General features: G+C 40.6%; 29 protein-coding genes. 28 read left to right on the top strand and 1 reads right to left on the bottom strand.

The window, feature by feature from the left end; all coding sequences use genetic code 11:
- Positions 1-12: 12 nt before the first annotated feature.
- The 24 genes from AC0VZ9_RS29225 to AC0VZ9_RS29340 all read left to right on the top strand — a co-directional run bounded on the left by AC0VZ9_RS29225 (position 13) and on the right by AC0VZ9_RS29340 (position 19,381).
- A complete protein-coding gene (locus tag AC0VZ9_RS29225; protein ID WP_475397644.1) occupies positions 13-2,106 on the top strand; it encodes a hypothetical protein in 2,094 nt (697 codons plus the stop codon).
- 181 nt (positions 2,107-2,287) lie between these two features.
- Complete coding sequence (locus tag AC0VZ9_RS29230) at positions 2,288-2,857, top strand: phage scaffolding protein (RefSeq protein WP_475397645.1); 570 nt, start codon at positions 2,288-2,290, stop codon at positions 2,855-2,857.
- A gap of 18 nt (positions 2,858-2,875) precedes the next feature.
- Positions 2,876-3,760 carry a hypothetical protein gene (locus tag AC0VZ9_RS29235; RefSeq protein WP_475397646.1) on the top strand — a complete coding sequence of 295 codons (885 nt, stop codon included), beginning with the start codon at positions 2,876-2,878 and terminating at the stop codon, positions 3,758-3,760.
- Positions 3,761-3,781: 21 nt separating this feature from the next.
- Positions 3,782-3,934 (top strand): hypothetical protein, encoded by a 153-nt coding sequence (locus AC0VZ9_RS29240; protein ID WP_475397589.1) that lies wholly within the window; start codon positions 3,782-3,784, stop codon positions 3,932-3,934.
- 31 nt (positions 3,935-3,965) lie between these two features.
- Positions 3,966-4,346, top strand: a complete 381-nt coding sequence (locus AC0VZ9_RS29245; RefSeq protein ID WP_475397590.1) for a head-tail connector protein — start codon at positions 3,966-3,968, stop codon at positions 4,344-4,346.
- A complete protein-coding gene (locus AC0VZ9_RS29250) occupies positions 4,343-4,681 on the top strand; it encodes a putative minor capsid protein (RefSeq protein ID WP_475397591.1) in 339 nt (112 codons plus the stop codon). Before AC0VZ9_RS29245 ends, AC0VZ9_RS29250 begins: the two co-directional genes overlap by 4 nt.
- Complete coding sequence (locus AC0VZ9_RS29255; protein WP_475397592.1) at positions 4,678-5,028, top strand: minor capsid protein; 351 nt, start codon at positions 4,678-4,680, stop codon at positions 5,026-5,028. Before AC0VZ9_RS29250 ends, AC0VZ9_RS29255 begins: the two co-directional genes overlap by 4 nt.
- 20 nt (positions 5,029-5,048) lie before the next feature.
- Complete coding sequence (locus AC0VZ9_RS29260; protein ID WP_475397593.1) at positions 5,049-5,450, top strand: phage tail terminator protein; 402 nt, start codon at positions 5,049-5,051, stop codon at positions 5,448-5,450.
- 13 nt (positions 5,451-5,463) lie between these two features.
- A complete protein-coding gene (locus AC0VZ9_RS29265) occupies positions 5,464-5,913 on the top strand; it encodes a phage tail tube protein (RefSeq protein ID WP_475397594.1) in 450 nt (149 codons plus the stop codon).
- 30 nt (positions 5,914-5,943) lie between these two features.
- On the top strand, positions 5,944-6,327 hold the full coding sequence (locus AC0VZ9_RS29270; RefSeq protein ID WP_475397595.1) for a hypothetical protein: 384 nt from the start codon (positions 5,944-5,946) through the stop codon (positions 6,325-6,327).
- A gap of 6 nt (positions 6,328-6,333) precedes the next feature.
- A complete protein-coding gene (locus AC0VZ9_RS29275) occupies positions 6,334-6,933 on the top strand; it encodes a Gp15 family bacteriophage protein (protein ID WP_475397596.1) in 600 nt (199 codons plus the stop codon).
- 6 nt (positions 6,934-6,939) lie between these two features.
- A complete protein-coding gene (locus AC0VZ9_RS29280) occupies positions 6,940-9,342 on the top strand; it encodes a phage tail tape measure protein (protein ID WP_475397597.1) in 2,403 nt (800 codons plus the stop codon).
- The gene (locus AC0VZ9_RS29285) at positions 9,342-11,243 is read left to right on the top strand and encodes a distal tail protein Dit (protein ID WP_475397598.1); all 1,902 of its coding nucleotides are present in this window, start codon (positions 9,342-9,344) and stop codon (positions 11,241-11,243) included. Before AC0VZ9_RS29280 ends, AC0VZ9_RS29285 begins: the two co-directional genes overlap by 1 nt.
- Positions 11,244-14,999: a phage tail spike protein gene (locus AC0VZ9_RS29290; RefSeq protein ID WP_475397599.1), complete on the top strand. Its 3,756-nt coding sequence runs from the start codon at positions 11,244-11,246 to the stop codon at positions 14,997-14,999.
- Positions 14,996-15,178: a hypothetical protein gene (locus AC0VZ9_RS29295; RefSeq protein ID WP_475397600.1), complete on the top strand. Its 183-nt coding sequence runs from the start codon at positions 14,996-14,998 to the stop codon at positions 15,176-15,178. Before AC0VZ9_RS29290 ends, AC0VZ9_RS29295 begins: the two co-directional genes overlap by 4 nt.
- A 101-nt stretch (positions 15,179-15,279) precedes the next feature.
- Complete coding sequence (locus tag AC0VZ9_RS29300) at positions 15,280-15,633, top strand: hypothetical protein (RefSeq protein ID WP_475397601.1); 354 nt, start codon at positions 15,280-15,282, stop codon at positions 15,631-15,633.
- A 12-nt stretch (positions 15,634-15,645) separates the two neighbouring features.
- Positions 15,646-15,912 (top strand): phage holin, encoded by a 267-nt coding sequence (locus AC0VZ9_RS29305; RefSeq protein ID WP_475397602.1) that lies wholly within the window; start codon positions 15,646-15,648, stop codon positions 15,910-15,912.
- A gap of 12 nt (positions 15,913-15,924) precedes the next feature.
- Positions 15,925-16,623, top strand: a complete 699-nt coding sequence (locus AC0VZ9_RS29310; protein WP_475397603.1) for an N-acetylmuramoyl-L-alanine amidase — start codon at positions 15,925-15,927, stop codon at positions 16,621-16,623.
- A gap of 409 nt (positions 16,624-17,032) precedes the next feature.
- Entirely contained in the window at positions 17,033-17,236 is a 204-nt protein-coding gene (locus AC0VZ9_RS29315) for a hypothetical protein (protein WP_475397604.1), read from the top strand.
- 78 nt (positions 17,237-17,314) lie between these two features.
- Positions 17,315-18,091 carry a hypothetical protein gene (locus tag AC0VZ9_RS29320; RefSeq protein ID WP_475397605.1) on the top strand — a complete coding sequence of 259 codons (777 nt, stop codon included), beginning with the start codon at positions 17,315-17,317 and terminating at the stop codon, positions 18,089-18,091.
- Positions 18,092-18,175: 84 nt separating this feature from the next.
- On the top strand, positions 18,176-18,445 hold the full coding sequence (locus tag AC0VZ9_RS29325; RefSeq protein WP_475397606.1) for a hypothetical protein: 270 nt from the start codon (positions 18,176-18,178) through the stop codon (positions 18,443-18,445).
- Between the two features lie 210 nt (positions 18,446-18,655).
- Complete coding sequence (locus AC0VZ9_RS29330; RefSeq protein WP_475397607.1) at positions 18,656-18,856, top strand: hypothetical protein; 201 nt, start codon at positions 18,656-18,658, stop codon at positions 18,854-18,856.
- 48 nt (positions 18,857-18,904) lie between these two features.
- Positions 18,905-19,072, top strand: coding sequence for a hypothetical protein (locus AC0VZ9_RS29335; protein ID WP_475397608.1), 168 nt, complete (start codon positions 18,905-18,907; stop codon positions 19,070-19,072).
- A 48-nt stretch (positions 19,073-19,120) separates the two neighbouring features.
- Positions 19,121-19,381: a hypothetical protein gene (locus AC0VZ9_RS29340; RefSeq protein ID WP_475397609.1), complete on the top strand. Its 261-nt coding sequence runs from the start codon at positions 19,121-19,123 to the stop codon at positions 19,379-19,381.
- Between the two features lie 134 nt (positions 19,382-19,515).
- Here the strand turns inward: AC0VZ9_RS29340 and AC0VZ9_RS29345 are convergent, their stop codons facing one another.
- On the bottom strand, positions 19,516-19,701 hold the full coding sequence (locus AC0VZ9_RS29345; protein ID WP_475397610.1) for a helix-turn-helix transcriptional regulator: 186 nt from the start codon (positions 19,699-19,701) through the stop codon (positions 19,516-19,518).
- Positions 19,702-19,932: 231 nt separating this feature from the next.
- Here AC0VZ9_RS29345 and AC0VZ9_RS29350 point away from each other — a divergent pair, with 231 nt between their 5' ends.
- The 4 genes from AC0VZ9_RS29350 to AC0VZ9_RS29365 all read left to right on the top strand — a co-directional run bounded on the left by AC0VZ9_RS29350 (position 19,933) and on the right by AC0VZ9_RS29365 (position 22,586).
- A complete protein-coding gene (locus AC0VZ9_RS29350) occupies positions 19,933-21,198 on the top strand; it encodes an FtsK/SpoIIIE domain-containing protein (protein ID WP_475397611.1) in 1,266 nt (421 codons plus the stop codon).
- Complete coding sequence (locus AC0VZ9_RS29355) at positions 21,140-21,718, top strand: replication-relaxation family protein (RefSeq protein WP_475397612.1); 579 nt, start codon at positions 21,140-21,142, stop codon at positions 21,716-21,718. Before AC0VZ9_RS29350 ends, AC0VZ9_RS29355 begins: the two co-directional genes overlap by 59 nt.
- Positions 21,719-21,734: 16 nt before the next feature.
- The gene (locus tag AC0VZ9_RS29360) at positions 21,735-22,148 is read left to right on the top strand and encodes a hypothetical protein (RefSeq protein ID WP_475397613.1); all 414 of its coding nucleotides are present in this window, start codon (positions 21,735-21,737) and stop codon (positions 22,146-22,148) included.
- A 105-nt stretch (positions 22,149-22,253) separates the two neighbouring features.
- Complete coding sequence (locus AC0VZ9_RS29365) at positions 22,254-22,586, top strand: hypothetical protein (RefSeq protein ID WP_475397614.1); 333 nt, start codon at positions 22,254-22,256, stop codon at positions 22,584-22,586.
- Positions 22,587-22,897 lie beyond the last annotated feature (311 nt).

Consider the following 22,897-nt stretch of genomic DNA (forward strand, 5'->3'; position numbering starts at 1 on the left):
GTGGTGAAGCAATTGGATATTTCAAAGAAGGTTTCTCTTAACATTGACTTAGAAAAGACATTAAAAATTGTTACACCTGCATTTATCCAGGGAGACACAAATGTAATCGAATTTGTTCTTCTAAAAAACGGCAAGGCATTAGATTTAATGGAATCCGGGAAAATCGTTGTGAACTTTCAAAGATCTGATGGGGTTGTTATTTCCAGGCTTATAACAGATTCAAAGAACGGAAACAAAGTAGAATACACCATGGGCGCGGAAGAAATGGAAAAGGCAGCTGCAGGGAATATCGAATTGCAGATATACGGCCCAGACAATTCACAGCGCAGAAGTACAACCCGGTTCAAAGTCAATATCATTAGCGGGATTGGAACAGATAAGATCATTGAAACGGATCCACAATATTCAACCCTGCAAACTTTGTTTATGGAAACAGACGAAAAAGCAGCTTATGCCCAGGCCCAAGGGGATTACGCCAAAGAAAAAGGCGACATTGCAAGTCAAGCTGCTACGGATTTAACACAACTAAAAGAGGAAGTTCAAACGGCAAGCCAAGAAGCAAATTCAGCCAAAGATTCAGCAACTTCTGCTGCAAGTTATGCTTCTGAACAAGGGGATTATGCAAAGGAACAAGCAGATTTAACTGCCGGGAAACTGTCTGAACTTGAAGGCGTGAATGCTACACAGATTAATGAACGCTTGAACGCCACTGATGAACAGTTGGCGCAAAATGCGAAATTTGCAGGGCAAGCAGACTTTGTAAATTTAGTTCGTGATCGAACAAAATATAATCGGTTAAGAATCCGAAGAAATCCAAATGCAAATACCGTACTTGACGTTATTGTAGATAATGGGACTAAGCACATTACTTACGATTTCATTAAAAACACCAATGATGATTTTGTAATATTTAGGACTGGTTACTTGGCTAACTTAGGGACAGTTCTTTTCGATAAAAGAAATTATGAATCAAATACAGGAACATGGGTAACAACTGCAGCGCCCAACTATTACACTCAACAAGTGGGGGCAACTTTCACAGGTAAGGTAAAAGGAACTGAAATAAAATTCGGTAGTTATGCTGATAACCGTGGAGGGATTTGGGAGTTTGTCATTGACGGTGATTCTGCAAATAAAGTTAGCTTATCCACATATTCAGCAACAGCTAACGCTTTTCTAGAACAAACCATCAAGAGTGGGCTATCTGACATCGAACACACAGTTGTAGGCACATTTAAAGGAGATGATCCAAGCAATGTTCCTAGCAGTGGTGCAGGAACATCGAGAGGGTGGATTTATGTAAATGGCGATCCTGTAACATGGGCTGACAGATGGACTTTTAAAGGGTATCACAAAGAAGCTGTTAATACTTATCAAGACGGAAAAATGCTTCTTGGGTTTGGATCAAATAAAGAATTTGCGTTTCAGATTACTAAAAACGGTGTTTCTCAATACTTTCCAGAGCATAACGGAGTAGGAACGGCTTTTGATGCTTCTACTAAGCAATATTTGCTCGATGATGTGCCTATCAACTTTTCATCCATGGTATCAGGGCAATTTCATGAAGGGAAGTCATTTAAGTTAATCCAAAAGATGAATTGTCAAATACCGAATTTAACAGGTAATATTGCTAAATTGACGATTACACATACTATTGGTATTGATGGAGTTGTCGCTATTAGTGGTGAAATTGAATTTTTACAAGATTGCATGGTAAATGGATATGGTTTAATGTTCCCAGCTAACATGCCTATTGTAAATGAGTTTATATCAGGAATTGGAAACAATATTGTAAATCCGGGCGATAACAATACGACTTATTTTCCAGAGGAACAGGACAGGGTTTATAGTTTCTGTGCAGTAGACCAAAGAAATCCTAGTTTAATTGCAGCTATGACTGCCGATTTTCCTACTAAAACTTTACGTATCGGTAAAAACGGAAGGCAAAGCTTAGATAAGATTTGGATGCTCTGGCAAAGGAATCCTTATCCGAAGCTATACGGATGGGTATATAACAATTACAATGTGGTCGCAGGAGAAAAATTTAAATGGTTCGGGCGATTTGCGATAGGTGAAGTAGATAATATCTATAATTACGTTAAGTAATACACATTTGGAAGAAACTATGCAGCAAAGACTTCAAAAATTGAGGTCTTTTTATTTTGCCCTGCCGGATGGCGTTAAAAGCCGGGAGAAGCCCATTTTAAAGGTTTGGGGTCAAACTAAACGCAACCTTTCCGCGTGAGGTGTAACACGCCAAAAAACATTAAAAAGGAGATTAATATAGATGGATTTAAAAGAATTGCTTGGAGAAGAATTGTATTCACAGGTCATGGAAAAAGCGGGAGATCAGAAGATTGATATTGTCAGCAATGGCAATTGGTTTCCTAAATCAAAGTTTGATGAAGTGAACGAAAACGCCAAAGAACTAAAGAAGCAGTTGAAGGATCGCGACACTCAGCTTGCGGAATTAGGAGATAAGGCAAAGGGCAATGAAGAACTTACAGCCAAGATCAAAGAACTGACAGACTTAAACCAAAAGACTGTTCAGGACTATGAAACAAAGATTCAGAACCAGGCTTTTGATTTTGCCCTTAAATCAGCTTTAACAGGAGCAAAGGCCAGAAACCCTAAAGCGGTGGAAGCGTTGCTAGACAGAGAGAATTTGAAGCTTGACGGTGACAAACTGATTGGACTTGATGATCAGTTGAAATCACTTCAAGAATCAGATTCTTATTTATTTGATGTTGAAACAGAACCAAAGCAAGAACCAGGCCCTAAATTCTCTACAGGGCAGCACCAATCAGGCGGTAGTTCAGATCCTTTTGCAGCTGCTTTGCTTGGAAAAACAAACTAATCTTAGGAGTGAATTTGAATGAACGTTATTAACTATGCTGAAAGATACCAAACAGAATTAGATCAAGTTATCACACAGGCGACACTTACAAATGTACTGGAAACACCAAGCGTTAATTGGATGGGGGCCAGAACGTTCCATGTTCCTTCCCTGACTGTCAGCGGATATAAAACACACAGCCGGAATGGCGGATATAACCGCGGGGATGTTGAAGTAACACATGAACCATATACACTTGGCTTTGATCGTGATATTGAGTTCTTTGTAGACCAAATGGATGTTGATGAATCCAACCAGGCTGCTTCTGCTGCTAATATCACGCGCGAATTCTTAACGACACATGCAGGGCCTGAAGTCGATGCTTACCGTTTTTCTAAGCTTGCAACAAAGGCTATTGAAGCGGGCAATTCAACTGCTGAAACCCTTACAACTGAAACAGTTATTGGACGTTTAAAAGCGGATCTTCGCAAAGTCCGTAAATTTGGCGCAGCAAACATTGTCGTTTACATTTCTTCTGATGTTATGGATTTGATTGAACTGTACAAAGAAGGCCGGGGTTCTATCGCCATTGACAACAGCGGTACAGTCATTGAAACGCGTGTAACAACTCTTGACGGATTCCGTTTAGTTGAAGTATTTGACGTTGACCGTTTCCATACGTCCTTTGACTTCACAAACGGCTTCACAGCTGCCACAGGTTCTTATGAACTGAACTGGGTTATTGTTAATCGCGGGGCAATCGTTGCCAAAACAAAACTTAACTCTATCTATCTATTCCAGCCTGGACAGCATACACAAGGTGATGGCTACCTGTACCAAAACCGCATGTACCATGATCTATTTGTCCTTAAAAACAAAGCTGATGGCGTTATTGTATCTCATACACCTGAAGCACAAGCCTAATAGAAAAGGAGACTGATAAAAATGATGTTTAGAAAAGATAACGTGATTTTAAACGAAACGGACAAGGGAAAACAAAAAGAACTAGAAGCTTTAGGTTATGAAAGAGTATCTGAAGCGGATCTGAAGCCTAAGAGCAGCACAAAGGCCAAGAAAGAAGATAAGAAGGGCGAATAATGCCCTTCTTTTTCTTTGAAGGGGGCTAACTATGGGCTACATTGATAAAGCTTTTTATGATGATGAATACCAGGGAACCCAAATGGAAGTTGAAACCTTTTTAAAGCTTGAAAAAAAGGCTTCAAACCTAATTGACATGGTGATAGGGAACCAATTTGCCGGGGTTGATTTTGAGGATAAGCCGGAATTCATCAAAACCAATGTTAAAAACGCTGTAGCTGCCCAGGTTGAATATATGCACTCACAAGGCGGGGGAATGTCCATTCATGGTGGAGGTTCCCCGGCTTCTGTTAGTGTTGGGGGATTTAGCTACACAGAAGGGGCTTCAAGCGGTGCAAAAATCCTTTCTGATGCAGCGTACAGTTCATTAATGGCTGCAGGCTTATTATATGGCAGGGTGATAGTCCGATGATGAACATTAGGCCAATACCAATGCGCCTTTTGATTCACGAAGCGGAGTATGAAGAATTCCAGGAAGATAGCCGATATGGTGAATCGTTTTATCCTGCTGTAACCCTTCAAAATGTGAGGGTCAATTTTGAAAGCAGCTTGAAAACTTCCGGCAATACGGAAAGCAAAAACATCAAGGCCACAATGTTCTTTGATCTCATTAATTCAAGCGCGACAGGCGAATTTGAATTCAGAGAAAAGTCAAAAGTGACGTTTAATGGCTTGGTGATGCAAATACAAAAAATCAACCCTATCTATACAGATCAGCTTCACCATTACGAGGTGGAATTAGCATGATTAGTTTTTCAGTGGATCTTCAATTAGGCAATTTACAGACCATTGTTGAAGGAGCGGTTGATGCCGGACAAATGCAGCTTGATCAGGAAGTCTTAAAGGGTTCAAACTATTTCATTCCTAAAGACACAGGGGAAACAGAGCGTTCAGGCGTTCGTTCTTCCCAAATTGGAAAAGGGAAGATTGTCTGGGACACTCCTTATGCTAGGAAGATCTATTACAACCCACAATACAACTTTTCCAAAGATGTAAACCCAAATGCACAGGGCCTATGGTTTGAAGCAGCAAAAGCCCGGTTTTTCAGCGATTGGGTGCGCATGACACAGCAGGCCATTGACAGGCACTTGTAAGAAAGGGGTGAATTTCCCCTATGGGTTCAGATTTTATTGATGATATGGCGACATATCTTGAATTCAATATGGATTTGTTTGCAAATTTAACAGTCGATATTCTGCCAGATACAGACAACGCGCTCACAATTAGGCGAACGCCTTCCGCGCCTTCAGGACGGTATATGGATGCTTCAAAAGATTGGATTATCTCCTTTCAGATCCTGGTTAAACACCAGGAGCAATGGCAGGCTATTCAAACCATGAATGATATCACCATTCACCTTGATCAGTTGGGGCCAGATACTTTGATTCTCCCTGATGATGCTTCCTATCAGTTTATCAAATGTGAAGCGTATACCATGCCTGTGTTGGTGGAGAAGGACAGCCGGGGCAGTTATATCTATTCAGCGTTATTTAATGCAACGATTTACAGAAATTAAGGAGGTTTTTTGAATGGCAGTTACAGGGTTCACATTGCAATCTAAACACACATTTGAAATTGATACGTCACAGGCAGCGGACGGCACAACAGCAACATGGGCCAGGGTGGCTGCAGGAATCAGTTCTTTTGATCCAAGCTGGAATGAAGAAATTGACCAAACGCAATATTTAGACGGTGACGGTTATGGTTCTTCCGATGTAACCGGGGCGCAATTGGTTATTTCTTTTGAAGGCCATAGGAAATTTGGAGATGAAGCGCAAGATTTTATTGCAAGCTTACAGTCTGATCTTGGAGAAGGGCGCAAAACCAATTTCCGTTGGACAGATCCTTCCGGGGATTCTTACGAGGGATGGGTGACAATTGCGAATATTGTCGGTGCTTCAGGCGCAGCGAACGAGAAGAGCACATTCAGCTTTGAAGTTCATTTCAATGGAAAGCCGGAATACACGCCAGCTGTTTAATTAAATCTTAACTGACGAAGGGGAATGAAAATGGCAATCAAGATTAATGTTCAAAAGGCTTATGAAACAGTGGACATTGCAGGAAATGAATATGTCATGGATTTAAGCGATGACAATTTAAAGAAATATGATCAGGCTTTCAGAGAGTTCCGGGAAGAATCTTTAAACCTGTCAGAAAAGCAGTTTGAAGGTATGACTGAACAGGAGCAAAAGGAAGCGGAGCAAAAAAACTATGAAATCATGGAAAAGGTGTCTGATCTTCTTTTAGGTGAAGGGGCTTTTGCAAAGGTGTATAGAGATACCGGGAAATCCTTGCTTGTTATGGCTGATGTATTGCTTCAGCTGATGGATGTTGTCCAGGGTAGACTAGAAACCTTTAAGAAAAGAGAACGTTCCTATTACACAGGAAAATAAAAGCCTATGAAGCTAACAGAACGCTTTACAGATGAAATTGAATTCGAGGGCCAAACAATCAAGCTGAATCTTCCTTTTGATAACGTTTTAAGGGTGACTGAACTCCTGAAAGATGATACGTTCCAGGGGTTTGAAAAGCTTGAAATATTGTTTGAAATGCTTGTGAAAAATGCCTATGAGTTAAATCTTTCTCTATTCGAGATTGAAAAACTCATAGGCTTTCTTTTTGATGATGTGCTGTTTCCTGATAAGGGTGGCAAAGGTAAAAGCTACTTTGATTTTGAACAGGATGCAGGATTTATTTATGCTTCCTTCCTTCAAGATTACAAAATGGATCTCTTTGAAATGCAAGGTAAGCTTCATTGGCATAAGTTTTTGGCCTTATTAGATAGCCTGTCTGATGATACCAAATTCAAAGAGGTTGTAGGAATAAGGGCACAACCAATCCCTGCACCTACTAAATACAACCAGGAAGAACGCAAGCGCCTTCTTGAATTGAAGCGGGTTTATAGGCTTAAAGACGATAAACCTTCACTAGAAGAAGCAGATGCTGCTTTAACAGCCTTTTCTGAAGCATTGAAAAAGTCCTACATGAAAGGTAGGTGAAGGTAAATGGCAGGATCAGCAGACGGACATATTATCATTAATACCGCCATAAACACCAGTGATGTAAATGCCGGGATTCAGGACATTCAAAGCCGGGTTGAAAAGCTTGCTGATAAGATGAAATCGACTGGCGAAAAAATGACCAAAGCCATTACAGTTCCTATGACTGCCCTGGGTGCAGCGGGAATTGCTGCAGCTGCTTCCGTTGGGGAATCCCAAACAAAGATTCAGAACAGCCTGGGAATCACAAAGGAACAAGCGGAAGCTTTAACCGATACAGCCAAAAACATTTATACAAAGGGGTTTGGTGAAAGCCTGGGGGAAGTTTCTGATGCGCTCATTAAGACGAAACAGAACATCAAAGGACTGAATGACGAACAGTTAGAAAAAATCACAAAATCAGCCTTGAACCTTGCGCAAACCTTTGATTCTGATGTGAATGAGGTTACCAGGGCTGGACAGAACCTTGTCAAAGGGTTTGGTATTGATGCAGAAACAGCTTTTGATTTAATGGCCCATGGTGCACAGAACGGCCTGAACTTCTCACAGGAAATGTTTGATAATCTCAGCGAATACGCACCACTCTTTGGCAAGATGGGCTTTTCAGCTGAAGAATATTTTCAACTTCTGGAACAAGGCAGCAAAGCGGGTGTTTATAACCTAGATTATATAAACGATGCAATGAAAGAGTTTCAGATTCGTATAAAAGACGGATCCAAAGGCACAACTGATGCCATGGATCAAATGTCTGAAGGTACACAAAAGGTCTGGAAAAACTTCCTGAAAGGGAAGGGAACGGTTAAAGACGTTCACAATACAGTCATAAAAGAACTTAAGGGCATGAAAGACCAGACAAAGGCCAATGAAATAGGGGTTGGTCTTTACGGTACGAAGTGGGAAGATCTTGAAGCAGAAGCCATGTACAGCCTTGGAAACATTGACGGTGGCATTAAAGGCGCTAAAGGTTCCATGGAGGAAATGAACAAAGTAACAGAAGAATCCTTTGGAACCAAGTGGAAGGCATTCACAAGAGAAGCTTTAATGGCTTTAGAGCCTTTGGGCAAGGTTCTGCTTGATTTTGCTATGCAGGTTCTTCCGACAGTTTCAGCTGCTATTCAAAAGGTGTCTGAATGGTTCGGGAATCTTTCTCCTGTAGGTCAACAGGTGGCAGTAGTAATTGGAATTATCGCAGCGGCAATTGGCCCTTTCTTAACCGTTATTGGCATGATGATAGGCCCTATAACAAATGTCATTAATGTTCTTTCTAAACTTGGCCCTATGTTTACGGTTGTCAGAACTGCATTGACAGCATTAACAGGCCCAATCGGTATTATTATTGCCATTGTAGGAACATTGGCAGTCGTGATCTATAAGAATTGGGATGATATAAGTAAGTGGACAGTAGAAGCCTGGGGGCATATCAAAAACTTCCTGGCTAATGTATGGGATGGAATCAAACTCATTTATGAAACATCCGTAAAAGCCATGAAGGACTTTATCAGCAAAGCCTGGGATTGGATAAAGGACACGACAAGCAAAGTCTGGAACGGTATTAAGAACTTCTTTAAAAACCATTGGGATGAAATCCTGGCTATTTTCACAGGCCCTATCGGCATGTTAGTTTATATGATCGCTCACAATTGGGACACGATTAAAAACAAAACAAAAGAAATATGGGACGCTGTGAAGAATAAGGTTCAGAGTTCTTGGCAGGCCATTAAAGACAAAACAACTGAAATCATGAACGCGGTCAAATCCAAAGTTCAGGAAGTCTGGAACTATTTGAAAACCTTTGTTCAGGACAAAGCGCAGGCTATTTGGAACGCTGTAAAGGATCGTTTTTACAGGCTGAAAGATGTTGTCCAGGAAGGCATGAACAAGGTTAAAGACACAGCACAAAGATTATGGAACAATGTTCAAAGTTTCTTTGAAAACATTGATCTTTATTGGATAGGCCGAAATATCATCCAGGGCCTAATTAATGGCTTTTGGGATATGTTTGGAAGCCTAATGGACACAGCCCGCAGTATTGCAAACAGCATTTCTGAAAAGATCAGAAACGCCTGGGACGTTCACAGCCCTTCCAGGGTGGCTTTTAAAATCGGTTCTTACTATACAGAAGGTATTGAAGGCGGTCTATTAGACAGGGCCAAACAGCTGATGAAAGCAGCAACCCAGATCGGGGAAACTGTAGCAATCGGAACTAGAAAGCCTTTAGAATCTGCCAGGATGGACATTTCCAATCAGAAACTTCAGATCCAAACGGCTGCAAATCCAGCAGCTTCAGTCGGTGACAGGGTGATTCAGCTTGTTATGCCGAACGTCCGCACTGAAAGGGATGCAAGGGGCATTTCAATTAAATTGCATGACTTGGAAAGTAGGGCTTTAAAAGTAGGGGGTGTTAATTAATGGCCTGGGGTTTAACATACAGAGGGGTTCATTCATCAGAAAAAGGGTTAAGATTCACCAATATATCAGGCAGAGATACACTCCCGGACATTGAAAGCCGTACTTCACAGACAGCTTCAAAGCATGGAGTTCATTATTTTGGATATAGATTTCAGGAGAGAAGAATCCGGGCTGAAATTGCCCTTTATGGTTCTTCTCTTTCTAATTTCAGAAGCAAAATAAGAGAAATAGCTGCATGGCTTAATCCTTATGATGGGCCAGGAGAATTGATTTTTGATGATGAACCTGACAAGAAATATTTTGCGGTTATAACTGACAATACCGACTTTGAGGGCATGTTTATAAAGCGGGTGGCAGAGATTGAATTTCTTTGTCCTGATCCGTTTGCTTATGCTATTTCTGAAACAACTGCAACGATTTCAGGGAATTCCTTAACCATTAATAACGATGGAACAGCGGAAACCTTCCCGGTTATTGAAATTACTGCAGATGGATCAGCGGATCCCGATGATTTTAAAGGGAAAATTGCGGGGGGGACGGTAGAAAATCCGCATATAGGAAAGACAGCGGGACTAAGTTTTATCGGGATCCCATCACTTCCTGAAGCGCCACACGAATTAAATGATTTTAATTACCGTAGGATAATGTCTTTGGATGGTTCAACCTTATCGGCTACTCGCACAAACTATGGATCACAAGGAAATTTAATTTTTTCCTTCAACCTAATAGCCCTAATCAAGCGGAAGTTTGGCTTCACAGTACCAGGCGCAAACCTTGCTGAACAGGTGCAATGGCTGAAAACGAATATAAGCCAAATAACGGCTAATTGGTGGGGAAAGGGAACGAATAAGCAGGCGAACCCTACAGGCATAGCGAACTTTGCCGGGAAGGTTTCAGGGAGCACGACAGCAAATCCGCATACATTGAAATATTCTAGCGCGAACTCAACTATTATTCCCCCTTCCTCTTATTCGTTGGAAACTGGCCAATATGAAAATGTTTCATCTTTAGATGGAAATACAGCTGCAACACACCAAACAAATAGCCCATTTATAGCGCAGTACTTATTTTCGTTCAATTTAATTGAATACGTACAGCGCAAATACAATGTAACGATTCCAGGAGCGACTACAGCGGATAAGGTGCAATGGCTAAAAGACAATCTTTCTGCTGCTAAATTCAATTTTTGGGGTTATGGAAAAGGGCCAAGCGGAAACTCTGTGAATATTTCTTATTGGTATGGATCAAACTGGTCTACTCTTACAAGCCATGCGAATAGCACTGTTTCACCTCTGACAAGAGGTGTTAATTTAAGTTTGGATGTAATTGACACAAATGGGTTTATCCACTTCAATGCACATACAGAAGCTTCAGACGGAACCACTAACAGTTCGGTATATGTGGATTATGTAGAGTTAGAAGTCGAACTGAAGGCGGGGGAAGATAAGGCGAACTTTACAGCATGGAACGGAAGCGCTTGGAATTCTCCTGTAGTTCACACAGGGAACTCTATAGGGTTGAAAAGTTATTCTCCCGGAACTATTCATTTATATATTGATTCTGACGGTTATTCCCATTTCCTAGCCTATGCTGAACCATCAAACGGTATATCACCTTCAACCATAGAAACGGATTACATTGAAATACAAGTTAAGCTTTCTAAAATCGAAGGAATAAAGGTTTCAAACGGTTCCGAATTCTTAGCCATTCAGCGGAGTTTAGCCACAGGGGATAAAGTGAAGATTGACAACGAGCGCGGAACAATCACGCTTAACGGCACGACAGACATAATCAGCAGCCTGGACATTGATTCTGACTTTTTCGCCATAAATTCAGGCAGCAGTACCCTGACAGTAGGGGGCGGGAATGGAACTGTCAGATATACAAAGAGGTGGCTATAAATGAATAAGCTTTTTCTATTGGATGGGCAAACCGAAGGGCTTCTTGCTGTTCTGCAAAACGACAGCAGTAGGAAATGCCCTTTTTTTGATGCCATTCACACAGAACAATTAAACAAAGACCATACCTTTGAATTCTCTGTTCCGGCTGATCATGAAGCTGCTTCACACGTTAAAAGGAATAATCTTGTTTTATTCAAAGATGTTGAGGGAGAATATCAGCTGTTTCAGATCTTCAAAACAGAAGAAGAACATGACGGAACGCAATTAACAACCAGGGCTTATGCAGAACATGCCTATTTTGAAATGGTTGACGACATAATAGAGGATTTAAGGACAGTAAACGGCACAGCAGCAAGCGCCATGGATAAAGCCCTATCCAAAAGCCGTTTTAAAAGGGGGATTGTGGCGGATCTTGGCCTAAGAACCAAAAACTTTTATTATGAATCGGCTGTTTCCTCTATCCAGAAGATTATTGAAACATGGGGCGGGGAACTGAAAAAGCGCATTTCCTTTAATGGAACAAAGATCACTGAAAGACTGGTTGATCTTCCTGCCAGGCGCGGAGCAGACACAGGGAAGCGCTTTGAATTCACCAAAGACCTTCTTTCAATTAAAAGGACTGTAGACATTTCAAACCTGAAAACGGCCCTATATGGGCGCGGCAAAGGGGAAGAAACGGAAACAGGTGGCTTTACAAGGCGCATAACCTTTGCGGATGTGGTTTGGAATGCTTCCGGCCTTGATTCTGTAGACAAGCCCGCAGGCCAGGAATGGATTGGGGATCCTGTAGCACTTGAACGGTTTGGGCGCATTGATCCTGACACAGGGCAGAAAAAACACAGAATGGGCGTATTTGAGGATGGGGAAGAAACAGATCCAGAAGCTTTGCTTCAAAAAACGTGGGATTATCTCCAAACTATCAATACTCCCAGGGTTACTTATGAAATGTCTGTCCTGGATCTTGAAGAAGTCGCGGGCCTTTCACATGAAAAAGTTCGCCTGGGTGATACCGTATTTGTCATTGATAAGGAGTTCACGCCTGCTTTACGGATTGAAGCCAGGGTTATTGAACTTAGGCGTGATTTAGCAAACCCGGAAAATACAGATGTGATTTTAGGCAACTTCCTCCCGATGTTTACGGATCTTGCTTCCAGGCTGAAGAATGTTGAAAGCAAGCTTGGAGAAAAAGAAGGTATATGGGATTCAGGTGGCGGGCCTATTGATGATACAGACTTTGCGGACATAACACCTGCCAAACCGATTGTGAAGGCAACAGGTGCTTTTTCTAAAGTCATAATTGAATGGGATGCTGATTTAAGCGCATACCTGAAGGAATATGAAGTATATGTTTCTACCGTCAATAATTTTACGCCTGATTCTTCAAATTTAGTCGCCAGGACTGCAGCAAGTGTTTTCACCTATGAGGGCGCACCTAATCAGCAATATTATATTAAAGTCCGGGGCGTAAATCGGTCAGGTACTGCCGGGCCTTTTTCGGATCAAAGAACAGCGACTACCGCCAGGATTGCTTCTGCTGATCTTGCTGATTTGCTTGTCACAGCTGAAAAGCTTGCAACAGGAGCAGTCGGAAATAACAAAATTGACCGTTCTTCATCAAATAAGCTTGTTATTGGTTCAGCGGATATTGCGAAAGCAGCCATTGGTTCAGCTGCCATTGCAAATTTAGCAGTCGGAACCGGGCATATTCAAGATGCTGCCATTAACCGGGCCAAAATTGCGGATTTAGCGGTTGATACAGCCAAAATTGCGGATGCTTCCATAACCAATGCCAAGATCGCCAATATAGATGCCGAGAAAATCACTTCAGGCTATATAAATACCGCAAGGCTTGACGTAAGGGCGCAGCTTGGCGCCAATATCTCAACAGCTGAAGAAGTCTTATATGGATATATGAAACCTTATGCAGTTAATGGCGAAACATGGTATGGATATAGCGTTTTAAGGAATTGGATCTACTTGCTTGATGATACAGATTCAGAGCATTATAACAGACCAGTGCCGGAAGAAGGGGATGAAGTAGCCTTTGACTTCATGCTGTACGCCCAAAACACTTCTGGCAATGCTCCCCGTTTGATAGCTTCTTTGAGTGTTTATTATGAAAATGGCGAGTTTTACAATGATCCATTCGCTATAGATAGTATTGTGCCTGTTCCTGCTAATGCTCCTACAAGGGTTAAATTCTCCAGGAAGATCCCGCAAGGGGCCTATTCGGGGCAAAAGCCAAGTTACGTTACAATGAGTTTTTACACAACTGAAGCTGGGACAAACCTATATGTCAAAAACACAGACGTCAGAATCAGGTTAAGAGGTAACTTAATAGCACAGGGTGACATTGAAGCTAGGAACCTGAAATCCTGGGAAGGGTTGAACGTCAATAATCAGTTCATTGTCGATTCTCTTGGAAATGTTAAATTTGCAGGTATTCTCGAAGCAGGCGTTTCCATTAATTCACCTATCATCAATTCCGGGAAAATAACACTTATTGGTGAGTATTCCCAAATTAAATGTATTGATAGCGCGACTTCAATGCAAGATGAAACTTTTATTGCGAATGGATTGCTCGTACAAAAATTCTTTCTGACACCCGGAGACACCAAAACCTATAGAAGTTCTAGTTTTTTCAATGGCTATGTAGCTGCTCAGGTATCTGATAATTTGTATGGTCAATTGCGGGACACTTTTGACTATCACTTACTTCCGTATGAGTATAAACGATACGCAGCAGGAACAAGAATGATGCCCGGTTTAATTGAAGTAGAGAGGGTCAATAGTTCTAAAATATTAACAGATACAATGTCAAGGCTTGATGGAACACAAGATGAAGGCCCTTATGCTCACCCGATGTATATTTATGCTGACAGACTTGGAATAGGAACGCATAAATTAGACGGAAGCGGACAGGGGTTATTGCTTGATATTAGAAGCGCTGAACCAGTTTCAAGCGGATATTTTGATGCTATGATTTCAGCCCAAAATGCCATGCACTTTAGGCTTATTGGGGATAATCAGAAATTCATTGAATTTCACAACAAAATAAAAATTCGTGCTGGTTCAGATGCTATTCAGTTGGTTGGCGGTTCTTCAAATCATGCCTATTTTGAATTCTTCAGAGCAGAAGATAATGACAGAAGCGCTTATTTTGGAATTCCAAGTTCTTCTTCTAACGATCTATCCTTTGTGAATCAAATGGCTGGCGGGGCCATGGTATTAGGTACAGATGGGGCTGATTTTTTCGTTGGTTCGGACAGTTCTGCTGCAAGAGTTTGGTGTCAGGCGATTTACGACAGAACCTATTCAGCAGCGGCTAACGTTCACATTACTTCTGCCGGAACTATCGGACGTTCAACTTCAGCGAGAAAATATAAGCTGCAGGAAGAAATTATTGATCCTTCAGAAGCTAAAAAAGTCCTAAAGCTAAATCCGAAAACATGGTACGACAAAGCAGCAAGTGAAGCGTATGCTGATTTACTGACAAAGGAAGAACAAGGCGAAACTATTGATTGGAATTCAGTTGATGTGCCAGACGTCAAAAGAGTTCCTGGCTTAATTGCGGAAGATCTGGTTGATGCAGGCTTAGAAAGCTTTGTAACCTACCGAAGAACCGCAGAAGGAAATACAGAGGTAGAAGGTATTCAATATGACAGACTGCCTGCTTTATATATTCCTCTATTCAAAGAATTATTTACGGAAATCGGAGAACTAAAAGAAAAGCTTGAAAGGAATGGTATTCAATGAACGAAAATAACCAACAAAATCAAATTAATATAGATCCTTATATTCAGAATGAAATGGGCCGACTTAACTATCAGGCGGTTCTGTATAAAGCGCAGCTTGATCATGTCTTACAAATAAACCAGGAACTTCAGCAGAAAATCCAGGAACTTGAAAACAAACAGTCAGAACCTAAAAAATAAGGTTCTTTTTTTATGTCCTAAAAGGGGGTGATTAAAGAGTTATCACAACTAAATAGAGAGATCTTTAAAGCGGAGGGGGTAGACCATTGGAGGGACTGGAAATGTTAGAAAAACATGAAGAAGTAATAAACAGCAACGTGCTTCCCAGATTAGATGCCTTAGAACTTGAAAACGCGCAATTCAAGCAGGAAATGTCTGCCCTGAAAGCGGATTTAATTGGCGTTCAGAAAGGCCAGGCGCAATTAGAGTTAACCGTCATGAAGGATGGGCGGGAAACAAGAGAATTGTTAAAGCCTTTTGCTGATCATGTTTTGAAACAGGTTGAATTTGATGCTCAATCGGAAAAAGAGTTGAAGATAAAGAAAATGGATACAAGGGAAAAGATCCTGACCGGGATTTTTGGCGCGGGCGGTCTTGCCGGGATTATCGCAGCAATAGCTGTATTTTTGCAATAGGAGGGATTTTGAATGATTAACTGGAAAGTGCGATTTAAAAATAAAATGTGGGTTATCGCCTTGGTATCACAGCTTATCATTTTGGCTGAAGTTCTGCTTATAGGCGCACATGCTGCAGGTGTTACGGATTTTTCTATTACACAGGAAATGAAGGAATGGGTTCTTATTCTGATCAATGCTGTTTTCGGCGTTCTTTCTACTTTAGGAGTGGTGCAGGATCCTACAACGGAAGCTTTCCAGGATAGCGAAAGAGCCAAAAATTATAACGAACCAAAATAAGGAGTGAAATATATGAAAAAAGTATATTTTGATTTAGGGCATGGCGGTACTGATCCAGGAGCAGTTGCAAACAACTTGAAAGAAAAGAACGTTGTTTTGGAGATTGGAAAGTATATTGATGGCATGATGAAGAATTATGAAGGGGTTCAATGGAAGTTTAGCAGATTGTCGGATAAATCCCTGACTTTATCACATAGGACTAATGAAGCTAATGCCTGGGGTGCTGACGTTCTATGCTCCATTCATATCAATGCAGGAGGGGGCAAAGCGAAAGGGTTTGAATCCTTTGTATATCCAGGGGTAGGTTCAGCAACACAGGCTTTCCAGAACGCTGTTCACGCTAAGATTATGGGAACAGGAGTATTTACAACAGACAGAGGGAAGAAAAGAGCCGATTTCCATATGTTAAGAGAATCGAAAATGGCTGCAATTTTAACGGAAAATGGTTTCATTGATAATAGCGGGGATGCTGCTATCCTGAAGAATCGGGCAAAATTAATCTCCCTTGCTGCTGCCCATGTGGAAGGCGTTGCTTCTTTCCTTGGATTGAAAAAGAAAGCTTCCGCACCTAAGCCAGCACCAAAACCTACAGCCGGAACTTTTTACAGAGTTGTCACAGGATCCTTCAGCGACAAAAAGAACGCAGAAGAAAGAGCAGCTGCTTTAAAAGCAAAAGGGTTTGATTCATTCATTGATGTTTATAAAAAATAATCTATAGAAACCCTTTCACTTTCCCGGAAAGTTTGTGAAAAGATCTGCCTGGAAAGTGAGGGGGTTTCACCAATCAAAAGTTCTCTTTCAGCAAAATTCGTATTCTAAAAGAGAAAAAATCTGCCCTGGGTGAACAATCCAGGGTTTTTATTTTGGGTAAAAAAAGAAAGCCTGATAGACCGGGCTTTTCGTCAAATTGCTAGTTTACATAATGCGGCTTATAGGAACTATTCCCCTTTAAAGCGAAAAAGGATTTCACAAAGTTCCTTATGTCACGTTTATTTTACTACAGCAGGGTATGGGTTAAAAGAGGGCAAAAGAAGTTTCTGCCGTTTGCGAACATTTTAATAATTCAGGAAACTTTTGGCTGCTTTATGCGTACTAATGGATATAAAGGAGGACTGGACAGATGATAAATCTTTTATATACGGCAACTTTAACAGCGGTTACAGCTTTTTTCGGGGTTTTAGTATGGGTACTAATGGAAAAGGGAGCTGCGCCAGCTGCCGTTGCCGTATCTCTTATATGGTTCGCTTTTACTGTGATCTTTTTAACCGTTGCGGAAAAAGAAAAAAGGGGAAACGATAGTTCTCTTTTAGATAACTTTTATTGATTTTTTCTCTTTTTTTACTTGAAATGTTCGCTTAAAGCGTATAATATTAAGATAGAAGGTAAAGAAAGGGGCGGTTTTGTGAAACATATTGTTTTTTATAGTGGTGGAATCGGCAGCTGGATGACAGCCAAAAGAGTGATTGCGGAACAAGGGAAAGAAAATGTCATTTTGTTATTCACTGATACTTTAATAGAAGATGAAGATTTATATAGGTTTATTGATGATACGGTAAAGGATTTGGGTGCTGAATATATAAGGATTGAAGATGGAAGGACACCTTGGGAAGTTTTTAAAGATGTTAGATGGTTGGGGAACAGCAGATTAGCACAATGTTCTCACATGTTGAAACAAAAAACGGCCGACAAGTGGATTAAAGCCCATTACAGTCCAGATGAATGTATATTATATCTTGGGATTGATTGGACAGAAGACCACAGAACGGCAGCACCTAAAAAGAATTGGGCGCCTTACCAAGTGGAGTTTCCAATGTGTCAAGAACCGTATTTAACTAAAGATGATATGCTTTCCGAATTAAAAAAAGTAGGTATTGAGGTTCCTAGACTTTACAAACTTGGATTTTCCCATAATAACTGTTCTGGAATGTGCGTCAGGGGTGGTCAGGGTCATTTCATACACCTTTTAAAAACATTCCCGGAACGCTTTGAATGGATGGAAAACTATGAAAAAGAAATGCAGGAGTTTTTAGGCCAAGACGTAACCATATTAAAGCGCACGAAAAACGGAATTAAAGAAAACTTGTCTTTAGAACAACTAAGACTTGAATATCTACAAGAGCCAGAGCAATTAGATCTGTTTGATATTGGCGGTTGCGGTTGTTTTGTTAATGCGGATTAAAGACTAATATTTTTATATGGGCCTTGCACCCGTAAACCTAAGAAGGTTACTATCATTATAGTTTGATAATGAGGGGGAAAAAGGATGCAAGGCCAAAATATTATTCATTGTGAAAAATGCGGAAGTAACAAAGTAACGAAATTGCCAATGTTTCTGATTCTATTTGCAAGTGCAGGCTGTATGGTGTGGATCCCGGTGTTAGGGTGGATTCTAGCGCCTTTATTGTTCCTGGCTGCTATTGTGTGGGCGTTATTGCCGAAAGGAAAGGTTTTGATGCGCTGTGAAGAATGCAAGCATGTGACAGCCGTTGAAAAGCCGAAATATAAAGAGTTTAAGGAATACTTAGGTCAGTAATGTTTGAGAAAAAAATCATGTGCATATATTGCGCCAAGTGGTTTGATCCTGAAGAAGTGGAAATGAAGCCTATTCCGGGGGATGATCCCAGGCAGAAATACTGCCCTAAACATTATCCTGAAGTATTGGAAGCGCATAAAAATTTGCCTTGGAATCGGAAGTTTTAATGAATTGTAGACATAAAATGCGATATAACTGGAAGGTGAGAAAGTGAAAAAACTACAGGAAATAATCGAATATATTGACCACATAAACGCACACCCTTCAAGAGTGTGTGACAAAGGTTGGTTGCAGAAGGAATTAAGCAATTTAGAAAAAGAAATATATAACTTAGTCACTGAACAACAAGAAGAAATTAAACGATTAGAAAATGAGTTAACTAAGGCTGGAATTAGTGCTGTGAATAGATAATTAGTGTATAATAGACATATGTAGTTCAGTAAAGAAAGGAGAATAAAGATGAATCTTGATGACTTACTCAAAAGAGTTGACAAAGAAAAAGATGGACGAAAAGTATTTGTTTTTAGAGATAAAAACGGTGGTTGGAGTAATGTCAATCTCACCGTAAATAAATCTGAAATCAGCATTACCTTAGACAATAATGAGATTTTTTCAGACGATAAGTAATGAATAATACGATAATAAAACGCAATTAAACAAAAGGAGGAAATGAAAATGATGGATGTTAAAGGAGATAAATCCCTTTGGGAAAAGATGAATATTGAAAGTGTCGGAAAGGTTTTGTTAGTCGAAGAATCTTATTATGATGCTGTCATTGATGATGTAGAAGGGCTTAAAGCAGAGGTAAGTAAACTAAAAGAGATTATTGCTAGTTGCCGTTGTGAAGAGTGCGGTGATGAACTTGGCGAAAATTGGGTTGATGATGACGGAGTTCTATGTGGAGTTTGTTACGAAAACAAGGACGAAGATTACTAATTAATTATGTCGCAGTACGATAAAACAGCGACAAAGGCCAAAGGGCCTTCTTTTTTTGTCTATAAATACTCTTTAAGCAAACTAAATTTTCAAACGCGGAAAGGCGTTGTCTTGAAAAATCTGCTAAATGAAGATTATTCTCCCCAAAGTTCTTCAACTGTCTTATTCAACACCTTTGCAAGCTTCAGGGCCACTTTTAAAGTTGGTTCTGTTTCCCCTGAAAGGATCCTTGAAAGAGTTCCTGGGGCTATGCCTGCCTGTTTAGCCACCCACCCTTTCTTATAACCCTTTTCCTCTATCGCCTGGCTTATTTTGGTCATGTCCTCCACTCCCTTTGTCTACTAATTGGCTTTTCCCATTAAAAAACCTTCCTGTCCTAGTTAAAAAAGTTTGATGGGTACAGGCAAAAATAAAATACGGGGTCATATGCTTATAGAGAATACGACAACGAAACGAAGAAACCCAATAGCGCCAAGGCTTGAACCCTTATATTTAAAATTCGTTTTGCCAGAAGCTATTACTTTGTAATATCCCTAAAGGAGAGTGGCAACATGATATTTGAAATCGCTTCTACTTTGCTAATGGCAGGAGTTACAGGAATGGCTTATTTAAAATCAAACGGCCCGGCAACCAATGATGCGGATAAAATTCAAAAGATCTTTTCTCATTCCGGATGGAACGGAAAAGCCGGGGAAACAATCAGGATCCATAGAAAAACCAAATTTAAAGGGGGTGTGGAATATGTGTATCAGCTTCCCCTGGGGTTTGATCGGAAGAAGATTGAAAGTGAAAAGCACATTTTGGAAGATGGTTTGAATATACGGCACAAAACGCTTCTATTCAGCCCTAAAGACCTTTTATCTATTAAGCTAAATAAAGACATTCTAAAGCAAGTTAAGAAGGTTCTGACAGCCAAACAGATCCAGCGGAAAGAAATAGAATTAGAGTTTGATGGAATGCTAAAGATCCGGGTTTATGATGCGGGGCTTCCTGAATCGGTTCCCTGGGAAGAATCCTATATTTCAAAGGGATGGAATGTGCCGATAGGCCGAACCAGGAGTGATTTTATTTATCATGACTTTGACAGCAACTATTTTATGATTGTGGCGGGCGCTGCCGGGTTTGGGAAATCACAGTTTATTAAAATGGTCATTACGACATTAGCAAAACAGCAGCCGGAACACGTTCGCTTTCATTTGATTGATCTAAAGGGCGGGCTTGCCTTCTCCCGGTTCCGAAACCTGAAACAGGTGGAACAGTTTGAAAAGGATGCAGAAGGCGCATATGAAGCCCTGAAGCGCGTTCAGAACCTTATGAACATGTTGCATGAGTATTTAGAAAGAGAAGGCTTTGAAGATGCAAAGGAAGCAGGCATAAAAGACCGTCACTTTATTGTCATTGATGAAGCTGCGGATCTTACACCTGATTGCCAAGATATTGTTGAGGATATAGCCAGGCGCGGGCGGGCCTGCGGTCTTAGAATGCTTTATGCAACCCAATACCCAACGAATGAAACATTGCGCTCACAGGTACGTCAGAACGCTTTAGCCAGGGTTTGTTTTAAGCTGAAAACCAATATTGCAAGCCGGGCTGTTCTGGATGAAGGCGGGGCTGAAGAATTGCCGGAAATTCCAGGGCGGGCTATTTATCAGACCGTTTCCAATACGATTGTTCAAACGCCTTTTATCAGCAATAAAGAGATTAAAAAACAAATAGAGCCGTTTGTCGTGATTAAAGCCAGGAAGGAGGATGAAGCCCTTGAAGATCAATCAGAAGCAAAGGGAGGAAGAAATCCTTTTGAGTTTGAAGAAGTGTGACTATCTGACCAGGGAACAGCTGCAGAAAATGCACAGGTTAGGGAAGGAACGCAATGCCCAAAGGGTATTAAGCGGCATTGAAGGAATTGCTGTTTTTACGGATGAACGGAAAAACATCTATTACTTAAACAAAGCGGGCCGGGAACAGATAGGGGCCACAAAAGCCCGGAGAAAAACGCCTATGATCAATCATTTTTTAATGAGGAATGATCTGTATATTTCAAAGGGCCGGCCCTCTACCTGGAAAAATGAAGTGAAAATAAAGATCCCTAATTCAAAAGTGTTCGTTGTGGCTGATTCAGTTTATGAACTTAATAGAAAATATCACTTTGTCGAAGTGGATCACAAACAGTCCATGAGCAAAAACGCTTTGAAGATTAAGAAATACAGAGACTTGCAGAAGGCTTCCCCGGACTTTGTTCTAGTTTGGGTGACTTCTACACCTTATAGGCAAAAGAAGCTTCAGGAACTATGCCAGGACCTTAAATGCTTAGTTTACTTGTGGGATGATATTAAATAAACGGAGGGATTTCATCATGAGAACGCAAACTATGACAATCAAAGAGTTTATGGCGGGGGATTATAAGAAAGCCGGAAAGAAAAAGCCGAATTACTTAAAAGCCGTTGCTTCTTCAACCCTTCCCCTGGCCTTCTTCCCTTCATTAGCTTCAGCTGCTACACCTGAAGCAGTTCCGGCAGGCGCAACGGAATGGATGAGCGCAAAAGCCCTGGAAACCCTGGCACATGCTTTGGATCCGTTAGTTGATCTAATGGTGGCCCTTAGTTTCCCCATAGCTTCGGTTGTGATAGTTGGATCTTGTTTTTTCTTCATGTTAGGTAAATCTGAAAGAGCGTGGACAGGAATTCAAAACGGTTCATTAGGTTACGTACTTATCCAGATCATGCCATTGCTGCTGAATGTGCTGAAAGAAGTAGGGGGTGCTATTTAAACCTTTGTTCCCATAATTGGGAATTTTTTTATTGCGAAGAGTTGACAATGTACGTACGTACATTTATGATTAAGACAAGATAATAACCGAAAGGGGAAATATAAGATGGGTTTATACAAATGCAAGGATAAAAAATGTGGCTGGACAGGTGATGGAGTAATTTCTATTGAACCAACAAAAACGGAAGATGGATATAGTAAATGCCCTAAGTGTGAAGGCGGAGCTATTATAAATTATAAAGACCCAAGAGTTAAAGCAGAAGCTGAAAAAGCAAAAGTTATTTCTGAGAGACATGTTAAAGCAAGATTGTTGGCTGATGTAGACCCTAAGTTTATAGATATGATTGACGAAATTAAAAATAAAACAGGAAAAACGAGAAAAGATATTATTTGCGAACTGATTGAAGAAAAACTAAATGAAATTAAAAAAGCAGAATAAACGCACAGAAAGCCCATATTTCAATTTTAAGCCTTGCGGTCATAAATAGTCGCAAGGTTTATTTTTGTGCGAAATTCGGCAAATATGAAAGCCTGGCGACATGATTCTTGTCTACTTGTTTGCTCAAAGTGAACTTTCCTATTGTCAAATATTCGCAAGTATAGTATTATGTGGACAAGCAGGAAAAAACCAGCGTTGGCGCGCTGGTCTGTGGTTTGTTGCTGTATTCAATTTAGTTAGGTATAGTATACCCTATTTGAGAATACATTTCAAACCCTTTTCTTGCAAAAAAACAGGAAGGGGTTTTTATT

The sequence above is a fragment of the Cytobacillus sp. QJM3NY_8 genome, from assembly GCF_056173585.1.